The sequence below is a fragment of the Fictibacillus sp. 26RED30 genome (assembly GCF_015903845.1).
Lineage (GTDB): Bacteria > Bacillota > Bacilli > Bacillales > Fictibacillaceae > Fictibacillus > Fictibacillus phosphorivorans.
Window position 1 is genome coordinate 1 of sequence record NZ_JACZDV010000010.1, and the last position, 16,789, is coordinate 16,789.

The window sequence follows — 16,789 nt, forward strand, 5'->3', positions numbered from 1 at the left end:
CAAAAAGGCTTCTCTTTTCTTACGTCAGTATGTTTATCCATCTGTAGATCGTCCAGCATCCTATGCCTAGATTTACTGCATATAATGCCGCTAGCATGACTTTGTTACGATGAGTAACGAGCTGCACGAAATATAATGTCCCCCATAGGATGAGAATAAGCAATGCCCATATGAGGCTGCGATCATTTCCTTGCATGACTGCTCCATAGCTAAAGATCCAAGTATACGGAAGTAAGAGGCTTCCTGTAATAAAGTACATGCTATGAACACCGTGGGTTTGAAGTTTGTTAGCTAGAGGTGCTTCTTTAATCATTACCCCATAAAGTAAACATATCCCAATGGCGATACCAAGGAAAAATCCGATCTGAAAAATTTCATAAAAGAATACAGGCAATACGGAAAATGCCTCTAACCAAAACAATCTGCTAAAAAAAAGTATGGTTAGTCCGAACAACGTATAAGGAATGGAATAAAGCGTGCGAATCCCCTTCCAAACTGTATGACCTAATAAGAGTAAGCCATAAATAAAAAACAAAAAACCCAGCAGTTTGCTGGAAAAAAGCATCAGGAAACTGTATAAACAGAAAAGAACGGCAAACGCAATATGATAGAAGTAATCATATTTTGTATGCCTAGCTTTTTCGAACGTATTATTTATTAAAGTCATGTTGCACCTGCCAAGACTAGTCGTGTTTATACATTTATCGTCAAAGACTGGTTATTTTTCAAGTTAGTCCTTTGGCACTTTAACCACGCCTCGAATGTGCCAGAGATGAATGAGCTCTAATCGTTTTCGATATTGTTTCGCCTGAAGCCTTCCTTTTTTGTATCTTTTCTTCAATAGCTGCATATAATCTTCAATCTTGATATGATAGTCATCCATTCTTTTACCCACCCTCACCAATTATCTCATTGTCATATTCCCGAATTTAGTCGAAATGTAACATGAAATTTTAAATAAATGAGAAAAAGTAAGGAAAAAGGATTACTCGCCTAATTGCTTAATATCGTTCAATAAGTCAGTGTACACTTTCACATCTTCTAGCAAACCACTCTTCTCCAAGAAATCAGGGGTTATTTCTCCATTCTCTACCGCAGTTAAATATTTATCTATTCCATCTTGGAACGTTTGATTCTGTTCCATCACCTGATTATGAATATCTTCAAATACAGACGGTGGGGATAGTTCATTAAATTCTTCAATCGTCGTATTCATGTCTTGTAGTGCCTTCTCTAACTCAACACGTGCATTCTGATCTGAGACAGCTTTCTCAGCTAATGAAGGAATTTCTTTAGAAAATTGTTGAACATCGTTAATGTATTCAGTTGCTTCTGGTACATAATTAATACCGTTCGTTACGTCTTCCACCGCTGAACAACCTGTAAGAACACTGAATGATAAAAGAACTGCCAATAGTGTTTTTTTCATATGATCTCCTCATTTCGTTTGGGTTTACTATATTTGAATCTCTTGTATTCGATTTTTCACTAATTATTTTATACGAGTTTGCCGAAAATAAGTTTCGAAATAGGACAATCTAATACTAGTCCAAAAAAGAAAGGCTGATCAACATGGCTAAAAAAGATAAAGAAAATGAAGGAAAAAAAGATTTATATCTAGACGTTGACCGGATGATGAATGAAGGAATGGCCGGTGGTACGGTGGCTGACAAAAAAGATTTGAATCAGATCGGCTATGATTCTGGAATAACTGAGCAAGAAGAACCACCAGTAAAAATAGATAAAAACAAGTAGAGCCGCTCATGTGAACGGCTCTTTTCTTTATGACCTTAACTTGTTAATCAAGCTTAAAACCTCTTTGTACCTCTGTTCGAGATTTGCTTTTTCCCTTACGTCTAAACATGTGGAAAGCTGACTGATCAGTTCCGTCATCTCAAACTGCAGCTTGAGCAACTTATCGGCATCCTCCTGATCACCGTCGTTCTGATTTTCGTTTCGTTTATTATACTCTGCATAATTTCCTTCGAACCAAAATGCTTTTGGTGGCTCTAGCTCTAAAATGTGTGTAGCTGTCTTTTCCATTAGACGTCTATCGTGTGTGGCCAAGATGAACGTACCGGGATAGGCTACCAAGACTTCTTCTAACGCTTCTCTTGTAAACAAATCCAAATAATTGGAAGGTTCATCTAACAACAATACATTGTAGTCACTCAAGAAAAGTTTTGCTAAAGCTGTCTTCATCTTTTCGCCGCCACTTAATACTTCTACTCGTTTAAAAACATCCTCACGTTTAAACAACATTCTAGCTAAGACTGTTCTCACCCATGTTTCATCGTAAAGACTATGTTCCATCACGTTCTCAAGAATACTTTTTAGTGGATCTAAAATATTTAGATGCTGGTGGAAGTAGCCTACTTTGAGCTGATTGGACTTTACGATCGTTTCATTTCCGTTATAGATTTCTTGAAGCAAGGTGGATTTCCCGGTTCCGTTCTTGCCTGTCAAAACGATCTTCATCCCCGGTTTTACAGAGAACGTAAGATTTTTAATCAGCTGCTTCCCATTAAATCCTAGAGTGAGATCTTTAACTGCTAACACTTGCTTACCATGAACTCTAGAGAATCGCTGTATATCGAATTCAACATTTCGCTGTTTCTTTGGCTTTTCTTTTTTATCGAGCATTTCAATTCTTTTTTCGATTACTTTTGATTTTTTCTCAAGTGAACGCTTTGCATTTTGAAGTTTTCCTTTTCCTAACTTTGCTTCACTATAAGACATGCGTGATGGTTTGTTCTTCATGTCTTTCGCTTTAACCGCTTTTTCAATAGCCGTTTTCTCTAGCCTTGTTTTTTCTTTTACATATTGTTCGTATTCAAAATGTTTTCGCTTGAGTTGCTGATCTTTTTGAATCAGATAATCTGAATAGTTGCCAGGGTACGTTGTGAATGTTTGTTGATCCAAATCAATTATCTTTGTACATACCATATCTAAAAATACTCGGTCATGAGAGACGAGTAATAGCGCTCCTTTAAAATGTTGAAGAACTTCTGCGAGCTGATCCATTCCTTCAACATCGAGATGAGAAGTAGGTTCATCTAAGATGAGGATATCTGGATTTTGTTCTAGGGCAGCAGCAATTTGAGTACGCGTTCTTTCACCACCACTCATCGTGTCATAACTTTTGCCCTGCAGATTCCATGCTGCCTCACTTTTTGAAGTAATACTTTGCTCTCCTTGTTCAAATTGACTCACAATCGCTAGGGTTCCGTAATGCTGGACGGTTCCAGCATCTCTTTCCTCTGTTTCTGCCAGCAATTTGAGAAACGTTGACTTTCCAGTACCGTTCAAACCAACTAAACCAACTCGGTCGTTAGCAAAAAGTTGTAGCAGTTCTGTTTGCTTTAAAATTAATTTTCCATCATACGATTTTTCTAGATGCTTCGCTTCTAATAAAAGCATAAAAAAACCTCCCCTATTAACTAGAGAGGTCTGCCCAAGCCAAAATAGATATCACAAAAAACACGCAATAACACGTTTTTTTGCAACAAAAAAACAGGCCTGTAATGAAGTCCTAAAAATGGGCAGAGAAATCCTATCTAGCGTTCTACTTTTATTTAAGTAAATGGCTAAAATCAGATTAATTGCGCATTGGACGTATACACCTGTTCCTTCCGTTGTTTTCCTAAATTGTAAGCGAGCTCATAGCTGTTCGTCAAGCTTACACTCGCTACTCCTGCACCCAATTCAGATTTACCTTTCGCTGGTTTGCTCCAGGTCGTGTATCTTTTAATAACCGAATAAACAACAACCCTTTTCGATAAAAAGCTTGAACAGGCTCCTGGAGGACTTTTTCAGGTAAATGAATCTCTCGATTAAATGCCCCGAGCTGGAATTCCTCTGAACTTAAATGATAGGAATCTAACGTTAATGATAACTTTCCTTGTACAGTCAGCTTAAACGGGTCAACCATTACTTCAACATCCTCTGTGCGATTCAAACCGGGAAGTGCCAACACACAGCATATTTCCTGTGGTGTGTCATAGATGTTACAAAGCGGACTTTCATTATTTTGATTAGCATTTGACCTTTGATTCTGATTCGGCGTAAAAAACTGATCACCAAAGTATTCTTCGGCCATCCTTTTCCAGTCCATCATTTGTTTCCAAGTGTCCAATTCAATCACCTCTTATGAAGGCGGCCCTAAAGGAACAGAAGGAGTATCTGGATCCGGAATCTGAGGGGCAGGACCTGTAAAACCGCCTGTGTTAAATAATTGCGATATCGGCTGTATAACCCCGGCGCTTCCTATTTGGAGCACAGATGAGTTTTGTATGCCATCCACTCTTATCTGCTGAATAACGATCGTCTGACTAACAAAAAGGTTCATGATTCCTCCTCCTCACTTTCCGGATTAGGATTAGTTAAGAAATTACGAACATGCTTAACACGAGATTGAAGCTTTATATCATGGACTGATCCGATATGAAGGATCGATGAACTGGACACCCCAAGAATATCTATTTTTCCAACTCTAATATAAGGGTTCGCATGATACGTATGTTTCACCCTAAACACCGGACATACAGGAACTAAAACAGGCTGTGAAAAAACTTTGTATTTGCTGTATGGAACATTGAAGGTTCCAAACTTTGTACTTTCTCTCTGGATAGCAAGAGCTGCAGAAAAACTATTGATCTTGTCAGTATCTCCTGTTTGCAGGACACCTGAGTTCGCAAGTGAATTTAGGATGACACAGTCGACGACAGATGTTCGATACATAGTGCACCTCTTATAGGGGAACGAGTGATGTACCTAAAACCAATGATTCAGGAGGTGTGTCAAAGGCAGAACCTAAGCTGATACAATCTGTATCTCCGATTAATACGACCGATGACAGCCCCACGCCGATGATGTTAATCTCTCCCACAAACAACTCATGATTGGTTACGCAAAATTTCACTTTCATCCCCTCCAGTAGACTTAGAATCTCTCAAATGCACGATAAAAGTTTCGATTCCACGATAGATGTCCTCTTTTGTTTTTTGAATGATATCTCTTCTGCCCCGCTCATCCTTAGGCTCATATTTAGTCAGATAGTGCTTGATTCTTCCTGGAACTTGTCGCTGAACATCTTCTAATATGAAGATTCGATAAGGTTCATCTAAAGGAATATTCATTTTACTTTCAAGTGATTTTAAATAGACGGGAGCTTCTTTCTCAAAAAAACCATCCATCACTTGAATCATCTCACGGTAGTTTGGATTTTCAATCGTACTTCGTTCCATCTTTCCTGGCATCTGAAGGGTATTCTGACCAATATTGAACTGTTCGATCAAGTCTTTGCTATCATCTGAATGCCCAAGTCCAATGTGCAGGGTGCCTTCGAGTTTTTCTATCTTTAACTGATCAAACTTATATTCTACATTTTGAGGTTGGGACGATAGATCGCTCACTTGTTTCTTTAATGCTTTTATCTGGTCTTCTAAGTCTCTTATCTTATCATTCTGATCGAGAATCATCTGTTGAAGCTTGCTCAAGTAATAGTTGCTCTCTTCATTCATACAATCAGCTCCTTAGTTAGATGTATGCCTTCTACCTAAGGAATTTGCTTGTTGTTTAAAAATTTGCTGCTGCGTTACTATCATTTACATCAGGGTCTTGCGTAAACGTAACATTATATCCGTTCTCTAGACGAAGATTATCCCCTGTATTGAACGATCCTGCCCCGGCATACGTTTTCGCATAACTTACTGGGCATATGGTCTGGACGTCTCCTACATGAAAAACGCTGCCGCTCGATATGGAGTTTACTGATACAGATCCCACAATTGCTGGCATATACGTTCATCCCCACTTTCAAGTACTTCTCACATAATATGCATCCGCCCAATCTTTTGTGCCTAAACCTTCCCATTCACCATTAGGCTTCTACCTACATAACTTATCTGTAAAGGACGACGTCACAATCGTTATTTCTTAGACAAAGGGAGGTGCTAAAAGTGCCCTGTTTAATTGTAGCTCCTATCAATATTAATGCGGCAGAAGGGGTTGTGAATTTTGGCGATACCCTCGTCATCAATCCCAAATCAACAGGCAAAGGATACAACGGCTCTGGCGGAGGAAACACAGGGAATTTTATACAAACAACCAATGTGGTTAACGCAACAAACACATTAGATCCTGATATCTTTGATTCAAATAATGCCGGCAATGCTTAGGGGGTATAAGGATGTTAGGCAAAGGTCCATTGATGCCTTTTTTTAATAACCGTTCTATGGATGACTGGCTAAAATCTTTTGACCAATATGTCAACAAAGGACTCACTCAGTTTGAGAAATTTGCAGACCAGATGTCTTTTGAAGTGGATACAGAAGAAACAGCGGACGACTACAAGATTCGTGCAAATCTAAAAGACTATAACCCAGAGGATCTTCAGATTGAAATCCTCAATCAAGGACTTCAAATAAAGGCACAACGAGAAGAAATCCGATCCACAAAAAATAAAAGAACAGGACATTTTCAACAAAGAAAGTCCATGAAACGAACGGAGCGGTTCGTACAATTGCCTTTTATGTTTAGAAATGAAGATGTTAACGCTCAATATACGAATGGGATCTTAACCATTTCCGTTAACAAAAATGGCGGAGAAGTGATGAATCCGACCGTACCCATACAAGTAAATTCAAACGAAACCAGCGGTACAATTGCTGAGAACAGCATGAACGCTAATAACACAACGAATCAAACAACTGACAACGGGCAGTTTGAAGAGTAGGTGCAGCTTTTAGATCTCATTTCAAGATGTACTTCTTGTGACTTGATGTGTGTTGAGGCTTTAGATCCCAACAAAAAAAATGCTGACACGAAAGGATGAGGCGTTCAACCTTTCATGTCAGCTTTTTCTTTTATCTTCCTAGTGTCGGTGCTATCCACACCTCGCCGGTCCCTTCAAAAACGTGCAGGTAACCCTCTCCACTTGTCGCCGAACCGATGATAGAAGAGGAAGCTCGTTTAACAGAAAAATCGATATCCCCTTTTCTTAAAAGTGCAAAGTTACCATCCACTTGAAGCTTTTCATCATGAAGCTCTACCTTCATAATCTGTTGAAGCGGAACAGGACTTTGAAGCACGCAAAAGCCAGAGCCTCTTAATCTCGTTTGAAACAGCCCGTCTTCTCCTTTTATAGAAGAAGTTAGTTTTTGTCTGGCTACACCTAATTGCACGGATGGTTCTGCCGCATAAAACATTCCGCGATCAGCAACTACTTCTTCGTCATTTAAGTTCAACAACAAATAGTGACCATACGACGGCTCTAAATAGATTTCTCCCGTTCCTTCATACAATGGTTTAAACAAAGATTCTTCCGTTAAAATATTGGAAGCCATCTTCTTCATGAATCCTCCAACTCCACCGGCATTACTTTTCAGTCCTAGATCACCTTTCATAAACTGCAATGCTCCCGCCTCAGCTTGAACAGCTCCTTGGCGCAATGTGATACGAACTTGTTTTAACGATATCCCGGTTTCTTTGGCATAATACGAGGAACTTGAACCTGCGCTTGTTACAGGCAACTGCTTATATTCAAGGACTTCAAATGTCGCTCGACGTCCTTCTTCTTTTTCAATAACGGTAAAAAGAGATTCATTCATAACCATCATCCTCCTCTTCCTAGCATAACAAACTCTGACTTTGTTTAAACAAAGCGTGGTATAATTCACACAAAGATAATGACTATTGCTAAAAGAATAAGAGAGAGGCGTGATTAGACGTGCAAAACAAAATCATTCTTGTAACAACTGACTCATTTGGTACTGGCAATGATCCTGCTCTTGGAGAAAATGTAATGGAAACGTATTTTACTGTTTTAAAACAGCAATCTGATCTTCCAGCTGCTATCTTTTTCATGAATCGCGGCGTATATTGTCTCACAGAACAGTCTCTATGTTCGCTGCATCTTAAGGAAATTGAAGAAAAAGGTGTTAAAGTATTCGCCTGCAAGACATGTGTTGACCACTATAACGTTGAAAATGAGCTTGCGGCTGGGGAAATTTCAGGAATGGCACACTTTGTAGAGCTGTCTGCTACATATGAAGTTATTACGATTGCATAATTTATAAGTTTTCAAACTTCCTTTTAGTGTTTATCGTGGGTTTTGAATGTGGTTAATTTCCGCTCCAGGTTGCTCGCTTTCCGCGGGGCAGGCGGTGAGCCCCTTGCTGCTTTGCGCCCTTAAGGGTCTCACCTGACTGCCAGTCCCGCAGGAGTCGGCAACCTTACGCTTCAATCAACTTGCAATGAAGAAGTAAGGAAAACAAGATGCAATAGCAACACTTCTTGAGAAATTAATTTTAATAACAAAAAAACGTACACCTAACTTGCTGGTGTACGTTTTCTGGTTTTATCTTCTTTCTTCTCGGATAATTCTCTTTTCTCTAGTCGTTGCCTCGTCTCGGACAACGGGTTCTTCTCTTATAACTGTTTCACGATGAACGTGATCTGCTTTTCTCACTGAGAATAGCCTTTTCAGCAGCATGCCGACTACACCGTACACAATGATTGCAACAATCGTAGACAATTCGATCAGAAATCCATTGGCTAGTTCGACGTTTGGAAAAATCGCTGCAAATGGTAATAGAAGCGGTTGGCTCAGACCGTATATGAGCTGTGCAAAAGCTGCTCCTTCATTTGCATTAAACAGCTGGAAAATAAAACGTAAAATTAAGATAAGCTGAATGATACCGACTATGAATGAAATAATTGTGGCTGGAACGGAACGCCTCATCGCAATTCCCTCATTTCATTGGATTTGCTACTAAACATACCCTTCTTTTCACAACATTAAGCATGCTCAATCGGTTTATTACTTTGGTCATACTGACTTAGCCAATTCTCCGTAAAGTCTACGAGTTCTTTCTGTGGAATCAGTCGACAATCAGCCATCCCAACTTTTCCTTTTCTGACTGGATAACTATTTTGCTCGTAAACCTCTCCAATCTCTTCAAACAATTCTTCTCGATAAGAGATCTGAGTGAACGACTTCCAAACTCTTTTTCCATCGCTAAAAAACGGGCCTGCATTTTGTTCTGTTTTGGGTGACGGTACGCGATGTTCTGCTAAGTGCATGGAGGTATTCGAATCATAGTCTACACCTAATAAAAGAACATGACCTTGAAGTTCGTAAACTCTTCCAAGAGGTGACTGTTCGCCTAAACCGAAATCAACCGAATGATCGTTTATGATCGTTTCTTTATTTTTGCCCCATGCAGCAAAAGATTCTGTTGGATGATTGCTTCTTAAGACACCCGGAAACGTGCGAAATGCTTCTACAATCGCTCCCATAAAATAGGTCGGTGTTACAGCTGGATCAAACGCAGGCATCTCTTCTATGATTGTTGGCCACCAATCCTTTGGAACTGGTGGATTCAGCCACCCTGCCGGATCAGAATAATGAGCCGTGTGTGTAGGCATAATCAATGTTCCTTCTTCCGTTATAACGTCCATTAACGCTTGTACAACTGCCACAGGTCCTCCTACAATCCAACCTAGTGACTTCAAGCTAGAGTGAACGATAACGGTCATTCCTTTTTTTAATCCTAATGATCTAAGATCTTCTGCTAAAGTGACCCTCGTTTTTGGATAATCTGTATGTAATTCTATACTACTCACACTTCTCACAACCTTCAGCTTTTTATGTACTCCCATTATACCAAAAAGAAATGGAATACTTTGGTTATGACTGATTTTGATTATTTTTGGTTGTTTATGATTGAAAAATGTAAGGGCTTACGTTACAATGATGTCAAAGATAGAGAACATTTGGAGGTGTCAGGATGCTTACACCTGAAAGACATCGTAAGATTATTGAAGTTTTAGGCGAAAAGTCAGTAGTAACCATACAAGAACTCGTAGAAGCAACAACGTCCTCTGAGTCTACGATACGCAGAGATTTAAGTCAGTTGCAGAAGGAAAAGAAATTAAAACGCGTACATGGCGGAGCATCACTTACTCACCAAAAAAGCGAGGAATTGAGCGTATTTGAAAAATCAGATAGAAACGCTGTAGAAAAACAAAGAATTGCACAATATGCTTGCGACTTAGTTGAGAATGGAGATTGTATCTATCTTGATGCAGGTACGACAACACTAAAGATGATTCCTCATCTAAAGGATAGAGAGATTACGGTAGTAACGAATGCCATCTCGCACCTCGATGCGTTAAGTGAGCACGAAATTAAAACGTACTTGATAGGCGGACTCGTTAAGTCTAAAACGAAAGCACTTGTTGGCAGCAGTGCGATTAAGAGTTTGAGTTCCTACCGATTTGATAAGGTGTTTCTTGGGATGAACGGCATTCATATGGAGGCAGGCTTCACTACGCCAGATCCGGAAGAAGCAGCAGTAAAAGGTTTAGCGATCTCTCTTTCACAAAAAGCATTCATATTAGCTGATCATACGAAGTTTCATGAGACTTCGTTCTCAAAAGTAGCAGACTTAAGTGAGGCTATTATTATTACGAACGAAATTGATGATGACGTCATCTATGACTTTCAAGACAAGACAGAGATAAGGGTTGTGACACCATGATTTATACTTGCACACTCAATCCATCCATCGATTATATAGCTCGAGTGGAGGATTTTAAAGAAGGACATTTAAACCGCACATCAGATACATTTGTATACCCCGGTGGAAAAGGCATCAACGTTTCACGCGTCCTAAAGCATCTTGGGATAGACAGTACTGCGCTTGGCTACACCGGTGGCTTTACCGGTGCTTTTTTAAAAGACTTTTTAACAGAAGAGCAAATTCTTCATGATTTTATAAATGTTTCAGAAGTTACGAGAATTAATGTGAAGCTCAAGTCTCATAAGGAAACAGAGATTAATGGTCTTGGACCTTCTATCTCTACAGAAAAACAACATGATTTACTTCAAAAGATCGACCACATGAGCGAAGGTGATTTCCTCCTTCTCGCAGGAAGCATTCCACCATCGATCTCAGAGGATTTTTATGCAGAGATCGCAAAAAAGTGTAAAGACCAAGGCATCCACGCGGTCATTGATACGGCTGGAGAAGCACTGCGGAAGACGTTATCGTTTCAGCCCTTTTTAATCAAACCAAACCACCATGAACTGGGAGAACTTTTCCAAACAAACGTTAACAATAAAGAAGATGCTATTTTTTACGGCAAAAAGCTGTTAGAAGCTGGTGTACAGAATGTCATCGTTTCTATGGCTGGAGATGGCGCAATCTTTCTTAACAAAGATACTGTCCTAATATCAAACGTACCTGTTGGAACCGTTAAAAATTCAGTAGGTGCTGGCGATTCGGTTGTAGCAGGATTCCTATCTCAGATCATCCAAGAGCGTGACCTCTCTACCGCGTTTCAATACGGAGTTGCTGCAGGAAGTGCCACTGCTTTTTCAGAAGACTTGTGCACGCTAGAACAGGTAGAATCGTTACGCAAACAGATCGTTATAGAAGAATTAACAAGATAACGAGGAGGAATGATGATGAAAATCACGGATTTATTAACAAAAGATACAATCTTATTAAACTTACAGTCTCAATCCAAAGAAGCAGTAATCGATGAATTAATTGAGAAACTGTATACAGCTGGAAAACTAAGTGATAAAAAAGAATATAAAGAAGCAATCTTAGCCAGAGAAAGCCAAAGTACAACAGGTATTGGTGAAGGAATCGCCATACCTCATGCAAAAACAAATGCTGTAAGCGAGCCTGCTATCGCTTTCGGCCGTTCAACAGACGGCATCGATTATGAATCTTTGGATGGTCAAAACGCGCATCTGTTTTTTATGATCGCTGCATATGAAGGCGCTAACAATGATCATTTAGCAACACTCTCTAGACTCTCAAGCTTTTTGATGGACCCTAATTTCAGATCGAAACTTCAATCTGCTACAACAGAAAAAGAGATCTTAGATGCGATTGATGCTAAAGAAAAAGAGATGGAGAAAGAAGATGCTCCGACCTCTTCTTCATCAAAACAAAAAATACTAGCCGTTACAGCCTGTCCTACAGGAATTGCTCATACGTATATGGCCGCTGATGCGCTAAAAGCAAAAGCGAAGGAAATGGACGTCAACTTAAAAGTAGAAACAAATGGTTCGAGCGGAATTAAAAACGCACTTACGAAAGAAGATATTGATGAAGCTCATGCGATTATTGTCGCTGCAGACAAACAAGTTGAGATGGAGCGTTTCAACGGCAAGCACGTAATTCAAGTCCCAGTTGCTCAAGGTATTCGAAAGCCTCAACAGCTCATTCAGCAAGCGTTAGATCAAGATGCTCCCGTTTATAAAAGTAACGGAGAAACCAAGGATGTTGATAATAAGAAAGCTGCTTCACCAGGAGGAAGATCTGGTTTTTATAAACACTTGATGAGCGGTGTCTCCAACATGCTTCCATTCGTTGTTGGTGGAGGAATTCTAATTGCCATCTCATTTATTTTCGGTATTAATGCAGCTGATCCAAAAGATCCTTCTTATCATCCGATCGCTGAAGCACTGAGCACGATAGGTGGCGGTAACGCGTTTGCTCTAATGATCCCTGTATTAGCAGGTTTTATTGCGATGAGTATCGCAGATCGTCCAGGATTTGCGCCTGGTATGGTCGGAGGATTTATGGCCGCTTCAGGCGGAGCTGGTTTCCTTGGTGGACTAATTGCTGGTTTCTTAGCAGGATATTTAGTTCTTGGATTAAAAAAGTTGTTTAGCAGCTTGCCTCAATCACTAGAAGGAATCAAACCTGTTCTTCTTTATCCTTTATTCGGCATCCTTCTCACCGGGCTGATCATGATGTTCATTGTGATTGAACCCGTGAAAGCATTGAACGACGCATTAACATTGTGGTTAAAAGGGATGGGAACTGGAAATCTTGTATTCTTAGGGTTAATTTTAGGTGGAATGATGGCAGTAGATATGGGTGGACCTATCAATAAAGCAGCTTTCACGTTCGGTATCGCGATGATCGATGCAGGTAACTTTGCACCACATGCAGCCATTATGGCTGGCGGTATGGTGCCACCGCTTGGACTCGCACTATCAACAACATTATTCAAAAAGAAATATACAAAAGCAGAGCGAGAAGCGGGTAAGACTAACTACATTATGGGAGCTTCTTTTATTACAGAAGGTGCTATACCATTCGCTGCTGCCGACCCTGGTCGTGTAATCCCGGCCGCCGTTATAGGATCCGCTGTAGCTGGTGCATTATCTATGGTATTCGGCATCGGACTTCCAGCACCACATGGAGGCGCGTTCGTTATCCCAATCGTAAACGGAAATCCGTTGTTATATGTATTAGCGATTCTAATCGGTTCAATCGTTACCGCTTTTATCGCGGGTATTCTAAAAAAAGAAGTTCAAGAAGACAGAAAAGAACTCGCAGCGTGATGTGAGCGGAAAAATTGAAACAGAAAAAGGATAAAATGAACTCGCCATGACGAGAAGTTTTATCCTTTTTCTTATGTGATGTTTTATTTACTAAATCACTTTATGTTTGATCATCTTGAAATTGTTGTTATCAATTAGATTTTTAGCAAAAGATGTTTTTCTCTTCCTATGCAAGTTGATTGGAGCGCAAGGTGCGAGACTCCTATGGGACGAGCGGTCAGACCGAAAAGTGGAAGTGGCTCGTTCAGCCCCGATAAGCAAAAGGTGAATGGGCTAGGAAGGCGCTTTTTGCCTTCATGGCTATGAAACTTTGCCTTCTTGACCGTTTAACTTTTGACCACGAGGGGCTAGTCACTGCAACTAGGCAAGGGGCTCACCGGTCGCTCCATGGAAAGCGAGCAACCTGGAGCGGAAATCAAACTACTAACAAGAGCAAAGATTTTATTTTAAACTTCTCTCGGAATCCATTCACCAAGAAGCTCACCCATCTTAACTTTTCCTTTTTTTCCTGTGAACTTCAAAGCACCTTGTGGAATACACAATACTACGGTAGAGCCGAACGAAAAGTACCCAAATGAATCTCCTCTTTTTACAACAGGCTCATAATTCGTACGTTCAATCGTATTTACATTCAAAGCACCGACCATAACATGTGCAAGAGGTTGACCACCTGCATTCATTCTAGTAACTAATCTGTAATTCCGTGTTAACGGTCGTAGTCCATGACGTAATCCAAGCTCGTTGACCGGGGCAGCTTCTCTTCCTAGTGTGTATACGGACTCAACTTCAGCATCCACAGGTACATGGACTTGATGGTAATCCGTAGGACTTAAATAGAAAACAAATACTTGTCCCCCACTGTATTTCTTTGCTTCTGATTCAGAACCTAATAACTCAGCCACCGTATATTCCTGTCCCTTTACAGTAAAACGGCTCTCTTCAGTAAGATGATCTACTACTGATAACACAGCATCACAAGGACTTACAAATGCATGAGCATCCGTTGGAACTGGACGAGCATCAGATTTTAAATCACGGATAAAAACATCATGAAGAGAATGATACTCTTTTAGCTCACGAGTGGCTTCGTTAATGTTTATTTTATATAGTTTTACGAATGAAGGGATGAAAGGTTTACTTGCTTTAGATTGTGCAAATTTTTTTAATGATCGTGCAACGACTGGGTGGCCGTTCAGTTCAAAAAGATTTCTATAAAATTTGGTCATGTTCATGTTCTATCACCTAACTTTAATTTAATATGAATGTTATCATTATTGATAACGGTATTCATTTGTTATTTTTTTGATATGAATACAGTATAATGCATACTGCTAAATATATCAGCGTTTCATCTTCTTACATACTCTTTTTAGGCTCAGGTACCAACATCTGAACGAGCTTAACCTTTTTATTATGCTTCGAAGGTCTGTTTGGCACATATTTGCCGATTAGTTCCTGCATTCCCTGACTAAGTTCTTCCCACTCTTCATCATTTAAATAAAGATCCAACTGGTTATATCCAAAAATGTCTGTTTTAAGATTTGTATTGCCGTTTAAATAAGCCTCCACCTCGCCTGTAACATTGGATACAAACGTCATAAACATTTTCATATGATCTTCTTTTGATAAGTTAGCAGCTTCTTCAGCAGATATATATGCTGAATTCTGGTCCAGAGCATACGTACGCTCGACCGCACCTCGTACTTTTCTTTCTTCAACAACATATATGATCTCATTTTTACTAAGTAGATTTAAATGTCTGTATAACGTCGCTTGAGGAACTTCAGACACCCATTCTTTTAATTCCATTACGGTAGCAGGACCTTTAGAAAGCTGCTGTATAATTTTCATTCGAACAGGATGTAAGATAAAATCTGCTTTGCTTTGCATGATACAGAATCATCCTTTTTTTATTATTGTTATCGATAATGATAATATTAAACCTCTTTGTTGTCAATGAAAAAGAAGCATCCCTCAAGATGCTTCTCATTATTCGTTATGCTGCTGTATGATCATTATCTATTTGATTAGTTTTTTTTTGCCCGATACTCCAACCTGTATAGGCGAGTAATAATGTAAACATTGGAGACAGCCATAAGAATAATGCATATGGAATGTATTCTATAACTGATACACCTAATGTTGATGCAAAGAATGCACCACTCACACTCCAAGGAACGAGCGGATTTACTAGTGTACCTCCATCTTCTACCGTTCTAGATAAGTTTTTTAACGGGACGCCCGACTTAATGTATGCATCCTTTAATGCCTGTCCCGGTAAAAGGATGGAAAGGTACATCTCTCCTGCAAGTAAATTGATTCCTACTGATGAAGCTAGGGTAGTTGCGATTAACTTGCTTGCTTTTTGAGTCGTGTTTTTCACAGCTCCAAACAATAGATCAAACATTCCTAACGCTTGAATCACTCCACCTAAACCTAATGCAATTAGTACAAGTGAGATCGACCACATCATAGACATTAATCCACCTTTGTTTACGATGGTATCTACTGTTTCATTACCAGTCTGTGTTTGTAAACCATTCTGCATAACATTGATCACTTTTTGTAGCGTCAGGTCTGGTACTAAGAAAAATCCAACGATGATTGACACTGTTACCCCAGCTAAAAGAATAGGTATGATAGGCAATTTACGAAATGCCAAAACGAGTACAACGACTGGTGATATCAAAGTTAAAAGATGGATTGGGAATTCGCTCGAAAGTACAGATTGTATTTCTTTGATTTCTTGAAGATTTGCGTTGCCTCCACTTCCACCAAGTATGAAAAAGGCAATAGCAGTCAGAATGAATGCCGGAACCGTTGTCCACATCATGTGTCGAATATGCTCAAACATATTAACCCCAACGACTCCTGGAGCAAAATTTGTTGAATCAGACAGTGGTGACATCTTGTCTCCGAAACATGCTCCGGAGACAATAGCTCCTGCAGCTAACGCTGGGTTCACTCCAAGCACGTGACTGATACCCATTAAGGCTACACCAACCGTACCAACGGTTGTAAACGAACTTCCTGTAAAAGACGAAACAATAACAGTAATGATGAGCGCACTTACTGCAAACCATTCAGGCTGAATGATATCCATCCCATAAAACAGTAACGTAGGCACTGTTCCACTTAACATCCAACTTGCTATAACAAGTCCTACTGTTAATAAAATCATGATCGGCTGCAATCCGGCTATGATTCCGTTCAATATTCCTTTTTCTATCGTCTTCCATGGTGCGCCAAAGACAACGCCTACTGCTCCCAATAAGATCAAACAGGCTAACAATGGTATATGTGGTTCAACTTTTATATACACGAGACTCGTGAACATCACAGCAAAAATCATTGTGAATAATCCAAGAGCCACCGGTAGCTTCATTTGTTTTTTCATGAAAATCTCTCCGTTCA

Annotated in this window: 23 protein-coding genes; 7 read left to right on the top strand and 16 right to left on the bottom strand. The window is 39.7% G+C overall.

From position 1 onward, the window contains the following. Positions 1 to 19: 19 nt before the first annotated feature. The 3 genes from IHV11_RS20705 to IHV11_RS20715 form a co-directional block, all read right to left on the bottom strand. Positions 20 to 667: a hypothetical protein gene (locus tag IHV11_RS20705; protein WP_197196087.1), complete on the bottom strand. Its 648-nt coding sequence runs from the start codon at positions 665 to 667 to the stop codon at positions 20 to 22. A 63-nt stretch (positions 668 to 730) separates the two neighbouring features. Next, positions 731 to 883 carry a hypothetical protein gene (locus IHV11_RS20710; RefSeq protein WP_191754565.1) on the bottom strand — a complete coding sequence of 51 codons (153 nt, stop codon included), beginning with the start codon at positions 881 to 883 and terminating at the stop codon, positions 731 to 733. 102 nt (positions 884 to 985) lie between these two features. Continuing rightward, on the bottom strand, positions 986 to 1,429 hold the full coding sequence (locus IHV11_RS20715) for a DUF6376 family protein (protein WP_197132673.1): 444 nt from the start codon (positions 1,427 to 1,429) through the stop codon (positions 986 to 988). A 143-nt stretch (positions 1,430 to 1,572) separates the two neighbouring features. Here IHV11_RS20715 and IHV11_RS20720 point away from each other — a divergent pair, with 143 nt between their 5' ends. Next, positions 1,573 to 1,755, top strand: coding sequence for a hypothetical protein (locus IHV11_RS20720; RefSeq protein ID WP_197132670.1), 183 nt, complete (start codon positions 1,573 to 1,575; stop codon positions 1,753 to 1,755). Between the two features lie 27 nt (positions 1,756 to 1,782). On the opposite strand, the gene abc-f is transcribed toward IHV11_RS20720, so the two are convergent. The 7 genes from abc-f to IHV11_RS20755 form a co-directional block, all read right to left on the bottom strand. Further along, complete coding sequence (gene abc-f, locus IHV11_RS20725; protein WP_197196088.1) at positions 1,783 to 3,420, bottom strand: ribosomal protection-like ABC-F family protein; 1,638 nt, start codon at positions 3,418 to 3,420, stop codon at positions 1,783 to 1,785. A 268-nt stretch (positions 3,421 to 3,688) separates the two neighbouring features. Continuing rightward, positions 3,689 to 4,135, bottom strand: coding sequence for an Hsp20/alpha crystallin family protein (locus IHV11_RS20730; protein WP_197196089.1), 447 nt, complete (start codon positions 4,133 to 4,135; stop codon positions 3,689 to 3,691). A gap of 12 nt (positions 4,136 to 4,147) precedes the next feature. Then, a complete protein-coding gene (locus tag IHV11_RS20735; RefSeq protein WP_197132661.1) occupies positions 4,148 to 4,348 on the bottom strand; it encodes a spore germination protein GerPB in 201 nt (66 codons plus the stop codon). Beyond that, positions 4,345 to 4,740, bottom strand: coding sequence for a spore germination protein GerPE (locus tag IHV11_RS20740; protein ID WP_197196090.1), 396 nt, complete (start codon positions 4,738 to 4,740; stop codon positions 4,345 to 4,347). Before IHV11_RS20740 ends, IHV11_RS20735 begins: the two co-directional genes overlap by 4 nt. Before the next feature lie 10 nt (positions 4,741 to 4,750). Next, complete coding sequence (locus tag IHV11_RS20745; protein WP_370568727.1) at positions 4,751 to 4,921, bottom strand: spore gernimation protein GerPD; 171 nt, start codon at positions 4,919 to 4,921, stop codon at positions 4,751 to 4,753. Next, complete coding sequence (gene gerPC / locus IHV11_RS20750; protein WP_197132655.1) at positions 4,896 to 5,522, bottom strand: spore germination protein GerPC; 627 nt, start codon at positions 5,520 to 5,522, stop codon at positions 4,896 to 4,898. The genes IHV11_RS20745 and gerPC overlap by 26 nt, the downstream gene beginning before the upstream one ends. 55 nt (positions 5,523 to 5,577) lie before the next feature. After that, on the bottom strand, positions 5,578 to 5,799 hold the full coding sequence (locus tag IHV11_RS20755; RefSeq protein WP_066391062.1) for a spore germination protein: 222 nt from the start codon (positions 5,797 to 5,799) through the stop codon (positions 5,578 to 5,580). A gap of 161 nt (positions 5,800 to 5,960) precedes the next feature. Here IHV11_RS20755 and IHV11_RS20760 point away from each other — a divergent pair, with 161 nt between their 5' ends. Beyond that, positions 5,961 to 6,179, top strand: a complete 219-nt coding sequence (locus tag IHV11_RS20760; protein ID WP_066391061.1) for a spore germination protein — start codon at positions 5,961 to 5,963, stop codon at positions 6,177 to 6,179. 11 nt (positions 6,180 to 6,190) lie between these two features. Then, the gene (locus tag IHV11_RS20765; RefSeq protein ID WP_197196091.1) at positions 6,191 to 6,736 is read left to right on the top strand and encodes an Hsp20/alpha crystallin family protein; all 546 of its coding nucleotides are present in this window, start codon (positions 6,191 to 6,193) and stop codon (positions 6,734 to 6,736) included. 130 nt (positions 6,737 to 6,866) lie between these two features. Here IHV11_RS20765 and IHV11_RS20770 read toward each other — a convergent pair whose 3' ends face one another. Next, complete coding sequence (locus tag IHV11_RS20770) at positions 6,867 to 7,610, bottom strand: AIM24 family protein (protein ID WP_197191839.1); 744 nt, start codon at positions 7,608 to 7,610, stop codon at positions 6,867 to 6,869. A gap of 119 nt (positions 7,611 to 7,729) precedes the next feature. Here IHV11_RS20770 and IHV11_RS20775 point away from each other — a divergent pair, with 119 nt between their 5' ends. Continuing rightward, positions 7,730 to 8,071 carry a DsrE family protein gene (locus tag IHV11_RS20775; RefSeq protein WP_197132644.1) on the top strand — a complete coding sequence of 114 codons (342 nt, stop codon included), beginning with the start codon at positions 7,730 to 7,732 and terminating at the stop codon, positions 8,069 to 8,071. A 288-nt stretch (positions 8,072 to 8,359) separates the two neighbouring features. Here the strand turns inward: IHV11_RS20775 and IHV11_RS20780 are convergent, their stop codons facing one another. Further along, on the bottom strand, positions 8,360 to 8,743 hold the full coding sequence (locus tag IHV11_RS20780; RefSeq protein WP_197196092.1) for a YggT family protein: 384 nt from the start codon (positions 8,741 to 8,743) through the stop codon (positions 8,360 to 8,362). Between the two features lie 56 nt (positions 8,744 to 8,799). Next, the gene (locus tag IHV11_RS20785) at positions 8,800 to 9,663 is read right to left on the bottom strand and encodes an aminoglycoside N(3)-acetyltransferase (RefSeq protein WP_197196093.1); all 864 of its coding nucleotides are present in this window, start codon (positions 9,661 to 9,663) and stop codon (positions 8,800 to 8,802) included. Between the two features lie 128 nt (positions 9,664 to 9,791). Between IHV11_RS20785 and IHV11_RS20790 the strand changes: the two genes are divergently transcribed. Genes IHV11_RS20790 through IHV11_RS20800 form a run of 3 tightly spaced genes read left to right on the top strand, consistent with a single transcriptional unit; the run spans position 9,792 to position 13,375 of the window. After that, a complete protein-coding gene (locus tag IHV11_RS20790; RefSeq protein ID WP_197196094.1) occupies positions 9,792 to 10,544 on the top strand; it encodes a DeoR/GlpR family DNA-binding transcription regulator in 753 nt (250 codons plus the stop codon). Continuing rightward, complete coding sequence (gene pfkB / locus IHV11_RS20795) at positions 10,541 to 11,458, top strand: 1-phosphofructokinase (RefSeq protein WP_197196095.1); 918 nt, start codon at positions 10,541 to 10,543, stop codon at positions 11,456 to 11,458. Before IHV11_RS20790 ends, pfkB begins: the two co-directional genes overlap by 4 nt. Positions 11,459 to 11,473: 15 nt before the next feature. Next, the gene (locus IHV11_RS20800; protein ID WP_197196096.1) at positions 11,474 to 13,375 is read left to right on the top strand and encodes a PTS fructose transporter subunit IIABC; all 1,902 of its coding nucleotides are present in this window, start codon (positions 11,474 to 11,476) and stop codon (positions 13,373 to 13,375) included. A gap of 446 nt (positions 13,376 to 13,821) precedes the next feature. On the opposite strand, the gene IHV11_RS20805 is transcribed toward IHV11_RS20800, so the two are convergent. The 3 genes from IHV11_RS20805 to nhaC all read right to left on the bottom strand — a co-directional run bounded on the left by IHV11_RS20805 (position 13,822) and on the right by nhaC (position 16,772). Next, positions 13,822 to 14,607, bottom strand: a complete 786-nt coding sequence (locus IHV11_RS20805) for a phosphatidylserine decarboxylase (protein ID WP_197196097.1) — start codon at positions 14,605 to 14,607, stop codon at positions 13,822 to 13,824. Positions 14,608 to 14,731: 124 nt separating this feature from the next. Then, positions 14,732 to 15,265, bottom strand: a complete 534-nt coding sequence (locus IHV11_RS20810; protein ID WP_197196098.1) for a helix-turn-helix domain-containing protein — start codon at positions 15,263 to 15,265, stop codon at positions 14,732 to 14,734. A 106-nt stretch (positions 15,266 to 15,371) separates the two neighbouring features. After that, a complete protein-coding gene (gene nhaC, locus IHV11_RS20815) occupies positions 15,372 to 16,772 on the bottom strand; it encodes a Na+/H+ antiporter NhaC (protein ID WP_197132629.1) in 1,401 nt (466 codons plus the stop codon). Positions 16,773 to 16,789 lie beyond the last annotated feature (17 nt).